At 41.2% G+C, this 11,111-nt stretch carries 10 protein-coding genes; 5 read left to right on the forward strand and 5 right to left on the reverse strand.

All coding sequences use genetic code 11. The annotated features are described in order from the left end of the window. Positions 1–41 precede the first annotated feature (41 nt). Positions 42–905 carry a metallophosphoesterase gene (locus tag JOC95_RS17950; protein WP_204418632.1) on the forward strand — a complete coding sequence of 288 codons (864 nt, stop codon included), beginning with the start codon at positions 42–44 and terminating at the stop codon, positions 903–905. Positions 906–1,252: 347 nt separating this feature from the next. Here the strand turns inward: JOC95_RS17950 and JOC95_RS17955 are convergent, their stop codons facing one another. Further along, complete coding sequence (locus JOC95_RS17955) at positions 1,253–3,358, reverse strand: RNA degradosome polyphosphate kinase (RefSeq protein ID WP_204418636.1); 2,106 nt, start codon at positions 3,356–3,358, stop codon at positions 1,253–1,255. A gap of 62 nt (positions 3,359–3,420) precedes the next feature. Continuing rightward, positions 3,421–4,935 (reverse strand): Ppx/GppA family phosphatase, encoded by a 1,515-nt coding sequence (locus JOC95_RS17960; RefSeq protein ID WP_204418640.1) that lies wholly within the window; start codon positions 4,933–4,935, stop codon positions 3,421–3,423. Between the two features lie 148 nt (positions 4,936–5,083). On the opposite strand from JOC95_RS17960, the gene JOC95_RS17965 reads away from it, so the two are divergent. The 3 genes from JOC95_RS17965 to JOC95_RS17975 all read left to right on the forward strand — a co-directional run bounded on the left by JOC95_RS17965 (position 5,084) and on the right by JOC95_RS17975 (position 7,702). Next, positions 5,084–5,533 (forward strand): L,D-transpeptidase family protein, encoded by a 450-nt coding sequence (locus JOC95_RS17965; RefSeq protein ID WP_419096266.1) that lies wholly within the window; start codon positions 5,084–5,086, stop codon positions 5,531–5,533. Positions 5,534–5,624: 91 nt separating this feature from the next. Continuing rightward, complete coding sequence (locus JOC95_RS17970; RefSeq protein ID WP_204418646.1) at positions 5,625–7,148, forward strand: HD-GYP domain-containing protein; 1,524 nt, start codon at positions 5,625–5,627, stop codon at positions 7,146–7,148. A gap of 119 nt (positions 7,149–7,267) precedes the next feature. Further along, positions 7,268–7,702: a YkyB family protein gene (locus tag JOC95_RS17975; protein ID WP_419096267.1), complete on the forward strand. Its 435-nt coding sequence runs from the start codon at positions 7,268–7,270 to the stop codon at positions 7,700–7,702. Between the two features lie 37 nt (positions 7,703–7,739). Here JOC95_RS17975 and JOC95_RS17980 read toward each other — a convergent pair whose 3' ends face one another. The 3 genes from JOC95_RS17980 to JOC95_RS17990 all read right to left on the reverse strand — a co-directional run bounded on the left by JOC95_RS17980 (position 7,740) and on the right by JOC95_RS17990 (position 9,917). After that, complete coding sequence (locus JOC95_RS17980; protein ID WP_204418652.1) at positions 7,740–8,453, reverse strand: alpha/beta fold hydrolase; 714 nt, start codon at positions 8,451–8,453, stop codon at positions 7,740–7,742. Between the two features lie 16 nt (positions 8,454–8,469). Beyond that, positions 8,470–9,369, reverse strand: a complete 900-nt coding sequence (locus JOC95_RS17985; RefSeq protein WP_204418654.1) for a chemotaxis protein — start codon at positions 9,367–9,369, stop codon at positions 8,470–8,472. An 86-nt stretch (positions 9,370–9,455) separates the two neighbouring features. Then, positions 9,456–9,917: a hypothetical protein gene (locus tag JOC95_RS17990; RefSeq protein WP_204418656.1), complete on the reverse strand. Its 462-nt coding sequence runs from the start codon at positions 9,915–9,917 to the stop codon at positions 9,456–9,458. A gap of 95 nt (positions 9,918–10,012) precedes the next feature. Between JOC95_RS17990 and JOC95_RS17995 the strand changes: the two genes are divergently transcribed. Beyond that, the gene (locus JOC95_RS17995) at positions 10,013–10,705 is read left to right on the forward strand and encodes an HAD family hydrolase (protein ID WP_204418658.1); all 693 of its coding nucleotides are present in this window, start codon (positions 10,013–10,015) and stop codon (positions 10,703–10,705) included. The last annotated feature ends 406 nt before the right edge of the window (positions 10,706–11,111 follow it).

Consider the following 11,111-nt stretch of genomic DNA (forward strand, 5'->3'; position numbering starts at 1 on the left):
AATCAGAAATCCAAATTTCTATAGGATAGGTTGATTTTCTTATGAAAAAAATGACTAGACGAAACTTTTTGAAACGTATGCTATCCATTCCATTCATTGCGTTCATTTCCAGTGGTATAGGTTATTGGTATGCTAGATATATAGAACCTAAGCAGATAAAACTAGAATCTCATCTAATTACCCATAAAAATATTCCAAAGGGCTTTTCCGGGATGAAAGTGGTGCAATTTTCCGACACGCATGTAGGCCACCATTTTGAAAAGAAAGACTTGGAGAATGTAGTAAAAAAAATAAATGATGAACAACCTGACGTGGTCATTTTCACAGGGGATCTAATGGATGATCCATTAAATTATCCTCAGGCTGATCATCTTATTTCCATATTGCACAAAATCAAAGCACCACACGGCAAATTTTCCATTTTTGGCAATCATGATCATGGGGGCTATGGAACTGAAATCTATGAAGAGATAATGGTTGCTTCCGGATTTACAGTCTTAAAAAATGAAAATACCACTATAGAATTGATTGACAATAGCCGTATTTATATTGCAGGAGTGGATGACCTGATGCTCGGGCGGCCGGATTTCCGTTCGACTTTGCAAGGGATTCCCGAGGATGCATTTTCCATACTGCTCGCCCATGAACCTGATGCGTCAAAGGAAATTTCAGAGGAGTTTGCTGCTTGTTTGCAGTTGTCTGGGCATTCACACGGTGGACAGGTTCAGCTTCCTTTCATCGGTCCATTGATAACGCCGCCACTTGGATCAAAATATGTGGAGGGTTTTTACCAATTGAATGATCTGACACTTTATGTGAATCGTGGCCTTGGGACTACAAGGCAGCCTTACCGATTTCTTGCTCCTCCTGAAATTACTGTTTTCACCCTTGAAAAGCCTAAATAATAAATGGGCATTGACCAAGGAGTGATGACAAGCGCACAACCTCCTTTTTTGCCATACAATATAACGACTAAAAAAGGAGGCTCATGTCTATATGTATAGAAACAATCCTTATGGTTCTAGATTTATAGGCGGGTTTGGATTCCCATTCTTTCCATTTTTGGGAGGTCTGGCATTAGGTTCCCTGCTTGCTCCGAGACCATTTTACCCACCTTATCCGCCTTATCCACCTTATCCGCCTTACCCGCCATATCAACCTTATCCGCCATACCCTTGCTGCCGTTAATGTAATTAAATTAAGCTCTAAAAAACCGTCGCTATCCGATGCGACGGCTTTTTAATTTGTATACTTATTCTTCGTCTTCTTTTACATGATAAGCAAGAGCAAAGAGAGTCAATTGGCAGTTTATGCGATGAGCATCATCCGTATGGACATAATGATAGACACCATTTTCGTCCTGCTCCCGTGCCTTTACATTGTCTGAGAGCTCAAGGGCAAGTGCACTCTTGATCCGTTTTTTTAAGTGACTTGCAAATACAGGGAAAAGAATTTCCACTCTTTTTTCCATATTACGGGTCATCATATCAGCCGAAGACAAATAGATTTTTTCTTCTCCATTATGATGGAAATAATATATTCTGCTATGTTCGAGGAATCTGCCTACGATGCTGCGGACCCTGATATTTTCACTCACCTTTTTCATCCCCGGACGTAAACAACATATACCTCTGACAATGAGCTCAATTTTCACACCTGAGGAGGATGCTTCATAAAGTTTCATGATAAGTGATTTATCTGTGAGCGAATTCATTTTTGCGATAATCTTTCCATTACCGTATTGGAGATGATATTGAATCTCCTTGTCTATCAATTTAATAAATGTTTCCCTTATATCCATTGGTGACACAGATAAATGATGAAACTCCGGTTTTTCTGTATAACCGCTTAAATAGTTGAAAAAGTTCGTGGCGTCGATCCCAATTTTGTGATTGGCCGTCATGAGTCCGATATCGGTATAGATCTTTGCTGTGGCATCATTGTAATTTCCTGTTCCCAAGTGAACAAACCGTTCTATTTTTCTATTTTTCCGTCGGACAACCAGCGTGATTTTACTGTGAGTCTTCAGGTGAGTCATTCCATATATGACATGGCAGCCTGCCTTCTCCAGTTCTTTCGCCCATTGTACGTTATTTTCTTCATCAAACCTAGCTTTCAATTCCACGAGTACGGTGACTTGCTTACCATTCTCAGCCGACCGTTTCAAGGCTTCTATTACAGGGGAGTCCCCACTGACCCGATACAGTGTCTGCTTGATTGCAAGAACGTCGGGGTCATCGGCAGCGTCCCGGACAAAATCCAGAACGGGCTCGAAGGATTCGTAGGGGTGATGCAATAAAATATCCTCATCCAAAAGCTTATCAAAAATATCTTCCTGAAACCCTAATTGTTTGGAGGGCTGTGGAATGAGGGTTTCAAATGTCAAATGCTCCTTTATCTGTGAAAGCTTCTTGTAAAGCGAAAAAAGGTAGGTTGGATCAAGCGGGCCATCCAGTTCATAAATATCCTCTTTATCAACCTCCAGTTCTTCCATTAGATAAGCCAAAATCGAAGTGTCCATCTGTCTGGTGCGAACCTCAAGCCGCACAGCCGCCCCCCACTTCCGTTTTTTTAGCTCTTTTTCAATTTCTTTCAAAAGATCACGCGATCCTTCTTCAAGTATTGTCATATCAGCGTTTCTGGTAATCCTGAATTGTGTGACTGCGATAATATCATAGCCTTTGAATAATTTGTGGATAAAGGAGGTAATTACATCTTCAAGCATGATATAGCTGATTCCATTGCCGTTTTCAGGGAGTTTGATGAAACGCTCCAATACAGATGGAACCTGTACAATAGCCCGCTTTATCTTATGTTCTTCCGGTTCTTCATCATCCTCCAAAGTTATTGCTAAATTGATAGACTTATTGAGAAGCATAGGAAAAGGCCGGTATGCATCTACCGCCAGAGGTGTAAGTACAGGGAAAATCTGTTCATCGAAATAGTCTTCCAGGTACTTTTTTTGATGAGGGTTTAAGCTTTCCATATGACAAAATCGCACATTTTCTTTTGATAATTCTTCGTTTAATTGAAGCAGGGTCTGATAGAGTAAATCAACAAGTAGGTGGGTTTCTTGCGATATTCTGCAAAGCTGCTCTTTCGGGGTCAGGCCGGCTTTGTTTTCCGGTTTATTATAACCTGCCTTCACTTGGTCCTTTATACCGGCCACCCTGACCATAAAGAATTCATCAAGATTAGAGCTGAATATACCTAGAAACTTGAACCTTTCCAATAACGGATTGGTCAAGTCAATCGCCTCTTCGAGCACACGCTTGTTGAAAGCGAGCCAACTAAGCTCCCTATTGTTGTAATAAAGTGGATTATTCAATTCAATTTCTTGAGATCTTGTTGCATCCATATGGGAACACCCTTTGCCTTTTTTTCTTCCTTTAACATGACAAGCATTAAATAAACATGTTCCTAATAAAATCTCAGATGTATTGGATGCTTCATAAGCTTCTCCAAATGTTTCTTTTGCCTTTCCGCCTGGTATTCTTCCGCATCAGACTGCATGCGGGTTTTTATATGGAATAACAGCCCATCAGCTTCTTGTGTCACTTCCACATTATCCACCACATTTCGTTTGGTGGCGTTCAAGCTATAGGAAAACTTCAGCATTGCTCCATACAATCGAAGTACCCTCAACTCCTCCTCAGCGAACCATTTTCTGAAAGGATTGGCATACTGCTTGAAGACAGTCTTATTTTTAAAGGAAGCCATCAGTGCCAATTTAAGGCGTTCCTTATGCATAAGGCCATCTATCGTACGGTTTGCCAACAAATAGAACGTATGCTGACTGCTTGATTCGGCATCAATGTAATCGCCCAATTGAAAAACGTTGGCAGCTCTTTTCAGCTCCATCCGTTCCTGCTCATTTACAGCCAACACGTTCAATCTATTTAATTCGTCTACCATACACATCAAAATTCGTGTAACCTGTTTGACTTCCTCCATATTTATTTCATAGTCTTTAGTCAAATCATCAAAACTGCCTGTAAGAACATCAAAGGCTTTGGTTGGATGGATTTTCATGCTCTCATAAAAAACACCTTCCCTCAGGCCCTTACGGCTAAGTATAAACGAGGGCGCTTTCGTGATGGATGCAAGTTCATCAAAAACCATCAAAGCAGGAAGCATCAACTCGGCCCGGTCCTTGGATAGTCCCTCCAGCTTAAGCAGTTTATCAAGGGGAAGAGAATTAACATATATACCTAACAACCTGATGTCTTCTGGGGGCATTTCATATAAGTGAAGACCAGCCAAGGGATAATTTTTCATAGCTTGATCTATTTGGACCATATTTCTCGCGCTCCCCCCGATGCCTATAATGGGAAGCATTTTATTTTTGATCCAGTGCAGTGAATCGAACTGGGATCTGATAAAATGATGGATCTCTTCCTTTTCGCTTTGTGTGGGCAATTCGTTTTTTACAAATTGTTTTTTTAAGGAGAGCGCCCCAAATGGGAAGCTGTGGTATTCTACAAGTTCCCGGTCTTTGAAATAGGTGATTTCCGTGCTTCCCCCTCCAATATCGATAGTAATTCCTTCTGTAAAAGGGGTGGTATTCACTACTGCCAAATAGCCGAAATATGCCTCTTCATATTCCGATAATATAGTCATGGAAAAACCCGTTTCCCTCTGTACCATTTCCTGAATCACTTCCCTGTTGGTAGCTTGCCTGATGGTTGCAGTAGCAACACATTTCACTTCCTCCAGTTGATGGAAATCGGTAATGGCACGAAAACTTGATAAGGTTGTTATTAATTTATGCACGCCATTTTCACTTAAATACTCGTCATGATTCAAATAGTTTCTCAGTCTTGCAACAGATTTAACATTTTCCACTTCTTTAAGACGTCCGCTTTTATCCCTTTTATAAATAACAAGGCGCATTGTATTTGATCCAATATCAATAATTCCATATTTACCCTTCATGAGACAACATCCTTTTTTTTAATGGCTGTAATATGTAAATAAAGTTAGAAATATTATACCTTTGACAGCAGCTTTTCAAACTTATCTGGAGGTGATCGGATTGGCGATTCATATTGTCAGGAGTGGTGAGACTTTAACTTCCATTGCCATGGATTACCGCAGGACAGTACCACAGCTTTTAGCAGTGAACACACTTGCCAATCCCAATTTAATATTTGTAGGTCAGCAGATTGTAATTCCAGGTTTGCCCCCTAAAGAAAGTATTCCATTTACAATCGAAGTCTCTGTGTCCAGTCGCACGTTGACACTCAAGGAAAAAGGGGTGGTAAGGAAAATCTACCCGATTGCAGTTGGCAGAATGCTGTTTGTAACACCTGTGGGTGACTTTGTGATTGTAAATAGACAACCGAACCCAGGTGGTCCATATGGTACGATGTGGCTCACTTTATCCAAAAAATCCTATGGTATACATGGCACTAACGATCCGGCCTCCATCGGAAACGCAGTATCCAAAGGATGTATCCGTATGCAGAACGCTGCAGTCAATGAACTCTCATCCATTGTACCCAATGGGACGGCAGTCTTTATTCGCCCTTAAAACCATATAAATCAATCAAATCCTCTAGCAGCGCTTCCAATTTTTGATTATAATGGGAATAGTAAAAGTACCTAATAAAGGAAGCGATTGCTTGTATCAGAACATCTACCACCATTTTGTGCGACACCTTCTATTAAACTATCTGATCGGATCCTCGATAGCGGTATTAGGCGTTGGTGGCATACTAATATTTTCAACACTTGATCTTTCTTTCATTGAGATCCGTGTCATGTTCTTCATTTTATTTACCTCTGCCATGGTAATGGGAATATGTGAATACATTGTTTTTAGAAAACATACAAAGATTATCAGAAACATCCTATGTTCAAAATATCCTACATATATCGAGTGTAAACTTGCTTTCATACATACGCATCGTTTCCCATTACTTACTGTTAAGCGGATAATCGGACCACATTTTCTTGGCCTTTCGATACCTGCCATAACCTTGGCACTCCTTTGCATCAGACTGGAATGGCTGGATATGCCGAGAGATTACGTGGTTTATGCCTCAATTGGAGCTTTATTGATTGCAGGGATGCATGCTTTCATCGAATACTTCCTGACAACCCGTGCCATACAACCTGTTCTGGCATCCCTTCAGGATTTTTCAAAAGAAGTACATGGACAACCGTTATCCCTAGAGGGGGATGTTCTTGTATCCATCCGTACAAAATTCTTGCTAAGCGCCTTATTCATCGGGATTTTCCCAGTATTACTTTTCAGTTTGGCGACACAGGTACGGTTGGATGAGATGCATCTAGAGGACAATTTACCTGATTTTTGGAATTGGGCATTCATCATTTTACTTGTGGCAGCTATATTTTCCTCATTCGGGGCGTTTCTCCTTTTCCGTGATATAATTCAACCAATCAATACGTTATTAAAAGGTATGAAGGACGTGAAGGAAAATCAACTTGTACCTGCAAAAGAGCTTTATGGGGATGAGTTTTCAAATGTAATCAGTGGTTTTAACTCCATGGTCCAAGGCTTGAAGGAACGTAATGAAACGAACCGTCTGTTACTGGAAAGTTTCTATCAGACCCTTTCGACAGCTCTTGATGCGAGGGATCCCTATACAGCCGGGCATTCTTTGCGTGTAAGTGAATTTTCGATTTTGATCGGAAGGAAGGCAAATCTATCCCTTGAGCAACTGGAGCAGCTTAAAAACACTGCACTTCTTCACGATATAGGGAAAATCGGAGTCAGGGACGATGTCCTATTGAAGGATGGTAAACTTACAGATGAAGAATTCGACCAGATAAAGCTCCATCCGGTTCTTGGGGCGAATATACTGGAGCAGGTGCTCCCTAAAGAGGCGATGTCAAATTTGATCCCTGGGGTGAGAAGCCATCATGAAAGATTTGATGGCTACGGCTATCCGGATCGGCTTTCAGGAACAGAGATCCCCCTCTTCGGGAGAATCATCGCTGTTGCCGATGCTTATGATGCCATGACCTCCGATAGACCTTATCGGAAAGGGATGACCACTTCACGGGCCTTATCTATTCTTCAATCTGGTAAAGGCACTCAATGGGATCCGCAGTTTGTCGATTGTTTTCTTGCAATCATGGAGGAAAGAGAAGGAAACGCCCTTATTGCTTCCAGCATTTAAGTCAATATGGGCATTCCCTTCCCTTTTTTAACAAAGATAAGTATAATGGAGAAAAGAAAGGAGTTTATTATCGAATGCCCAATCAACGCTATACAAATCAAAGAAATACAGAAGCCCCAATGCAATCTTCTATTGAAAACCTCTCTCGTGCCATTTTTACGGTGAATCGCCATGCGAAAACAGCACCAGATCCTAAATTTCTTTACACTCTGAAACGCCAAGCACTTGAAAAGCTGCTAGCAGAAGGCAAAGCCACCAAAAAGGGACTTCATTTTTCAAAGAACCCGAAAAACAGCCGCCAGCAGTCTGATGTATTAGTGTCAGCCGGTGAGTATTTCTTTCATCTGCCTCCAACGAAGGAGGACTTCTCGGAACTGCCTCATCTTGGTGAACTGAATGATCATTATCGCAATCCGAAAGCGAATATGAGTTTATCTGTAGCTAAAACCTTATTGCAGCAATATGCGAACTACTATCCGACAGAGGATAAAAAACAACCGGGTAAGAAAACCTATCAAAAACCGATATTCAAACGCCTAGGAGAAAGCTATTAAAAAACGCCAACCAATCCCGAATGATTGGTTGGCGTTTTTATTGATGCTGTTGTAGGAAAACATACAAAGTTTCCGAATATAATCGAGGCTGATCCCGATGGACTAGATGCCCAGCAAACGGGATGACGGATATTTGTATGGCTTCATTTCTTTTTCTGTAACATCCTGCCGCTTCAAATTCCAGTGAGGATTCGCCGCCGACCAGGCACATGGCAGGGATACTAAGCTCTTCTACAGCTCCAGTTTCTTCAAATGGGTAGAAGTTCTCTTGATGCCAAGAAGCAAGCATCGCCCTCCAATCATTTTCACCATGCAGTTGATTCATATACTCTATCACTTCTTCCCTTTTGAAAAGGTCTTCATGATGTGCCGCCTCCTGCTGGGTCAACTCTTCCCAGATCTCGGGTTTTTCAGGAAAAACCCCCGAAAACGTGACTGTTTTCACTTTATGAGGATATTTTTTGGCAAAAAGCAGTGCCCCAATCCCGCCTAGTGATACTCCAGCCAGGTGACAGGTTTCAACATCCAGATGCTCCAACGTATCCATGATATCTTCTGTACATTGTACAAAATAATCTTCAATCGGACCAACTGATTTGCCATGCCCCCTTAAATCAGGCCGGATAACTTGGAAACCTTTTGCCGCAAAGAAGTCCCTCTGTTCTTCATACTCCGACGCACCGGACATCCCTCCCGAATGTATAAGGACTAATGGATGTCCCTCACCTGTAATTTCTGTATGCAGAATCATTCATATCCTCCTTTAATTAAGCGAATAACCATTCATCCATCAACTGAATCAATTTGCTCAATTGCGGTTTGCTGATCTGAGCATTTGCCCCTACCTGTTCTCCTTTATGATAAAGATGTTCTGTGATCAGGGAAGAGAAAATGATTACAGGAATAGTGGAGAGTGCGGAATCGCCCTTCAGTTTTTTTGTTAAATGATGACCGTCCATCAATGGCATTTCGATATCCGTGATCAAAAGATCCACCTTCTGCTCACCATGCCTGACCTTCTCATCAAAAAATGTCCAGGCATCTTTTCCATTTTCAAAAAAGATCAAATGCTCAAAACCTGCTGCAAGCATGGTTTCCTGCAACAATTTACGGAGCATCGGGGAATCCTCGGACAACACGATCACCTTTTCAGTTCTAGCGGGATTAATGGCTTGTGTGAACCCTTGCACGCTGCCATCAACATTTGGATAGATATCAAACAGAATCTTCTCCACATCCACGAGCAAGATCATTTTCTCCTGCCTTTTAATGACTCCTGTAACGTGATCTTCAAATCCTTGATTAAGTGAAGCAGGCTTCTCCATTTGAGACCATGACAGACGGTGAATTTGCGTTACATGATCCACACGAAGGATCACCTTCATGCCATTGAACTCCGCAACGATGAATTTATCCTCCTGATAGGAACTTTCCTCCTCGATGGATAACGCCTTCCTCAAGCTGATAACCGGTAAAACTTCACCCCTCAGTTCGATGATTCCTTCCACATTGGGATGCGAATGGGGGATCTTGGTGATTCCTACCGGATTGATGATTTCCCTCACTTTCAAAACATTGATGCCAAAGCTAGTATCAGCCATTATAAACTCCAGGAATTCCACCTCATTGGTGCCGGAATCCAATAATATGCCAGATCTATTTTCCATATCGTGATCGTCCTTCCGAAAGTAAATGCCTACCATATCTTCATTATCGGAAATTATTTGTAATAGTTAAGAAGTACCTATTAATCTCAATTCTTCCCTTCCATTCCTTCATCGGCTTTCCGTATATATTCTTCATATTCTCCTTCAAGGTACATCCATAAAAACCAACCTGCCAGGAGCCCGGTGATGATGAGGGACACAAAATTTTTTATTAAGAAATTATTGAAAGACAGATAGCGAAGAGTATCTGTCGTTAATGCTGCATTTATCAATGTCAAAGGCAATGCAAAACATAGAAAACCAAATTTCAATACAAACAAAAGCATACCTTTTTGCCTAGTTTTTGCGAAATTCTTCATTTTCTCTTCCCTTGTCCACCTTTTGAACTTTTTGAAGAACAGTAGAATTGCACACCAAAACATTATTATTGAAACAAAATAATGGGGTATTGAAACAATCAATCCATACTCTGTTGTCCTACCCCAGTAAAAAACAACCCCAGACCACATCAGTAAAACAAAAATCACTAAGAATTTTAATAGATTCATAAAACGCACCCTTTTATGTAAATTAATGTCTAAAGGTTATTATTCTATACCTTTATGAGAATACCTACTTTGCAGTTAAATTAATATATTCCGAAATGAGTTATAATGTAGAAAAGGGGGCAATCACATTGATAAAAGCAGTGATATTTGATTTCGACGGCCTGATCATCGATACTGAAACGATTTGGTATGAAAGCTTCAGGGAAATCATGAAGCAGGAGCATCAACACGAATTGTCCATCGAGGATTACAGTGCCTGCATCGGAACCAGCAGCAGTGTCCTTTATGAGTTCCTTCAACAAGCGGTACCCGAAATGGAAGAGGAAAGAATGAAAGAATTGACAAATGCAAGCTATATGGAGAAAGCGACGCGACCTGAGCTTCGTCCAGGTGTACTTGCTTATTTGGAGGCTGCAAAGAAAAATGGATTGAAAATCGGACTCGCTTCAAGCTCAGGTCGCGATTGGGTGGTAGGGTATCTGAAGCAACTCGATATATTCAGCTATTTTGAAACGATCGTCACCAGGGATGATGTCGAAAAAGTAAAACCAGATCCTGCTCTATACATAAAGGCATTACAGAATCTAGGCAAAAAAGGAGAGGAAGCGATAGCGTTCGAGGATTCCCTTCATGGCTCCCATGCTGCAATGGCTGCCGGCATCCATTGTATCGTGGTTCCAAATCCGGTAACCTCCCATATGGATTTCAAAGACTACCATTTGCGTTTGTCTTCAATGGAAGAAAAAGAACTTGAAGCAATATTGGAAGATTTTGATGTAGTAAAGTAATATGTTACTTAAAAAAAGATTGGTTAAGGATAAGGTGTTCAACAAAAAACGCCCTGTTGGTTTCCGTTCCAGGTATTCGCTTATCCAGGAAGGCTTCAGAAGCCTCCAGCAGCGATACATCGGTCACAGAAAATGCTTGCGCCTTGCACTCCAACCAACAGGGGTGAATTATAGGATAAAATTTGCTTTACTAAAGTTAGGAAAATTTGACTTTGTCTCATTTTTTCTTTTCAGTAGAGCAGATAATATTATAAAAACTGAGTTGATTGTAGCGGAGGACACTTGACTCCTGCGGGAACGAAGAGGGCATGGGAGACCCCACAGGCGAAGTGTACTGAACCCTTAAAATTGGACACTTGTTTTCTAAGCGGCTTGCTCAAAACTAGCCCGATAAGCTACCGGACTT

This window comes from Sutcliffiella tianshenii (assembly GCF_016908565.1).
In the GTDB taxonomy this organism is placed as follows: Bacteria; Bacillota; Bacilli; order Bacillales; family Bacillaceae_I; genus Sutcliffiella_A; species Sutcliffiella_A tianshenii.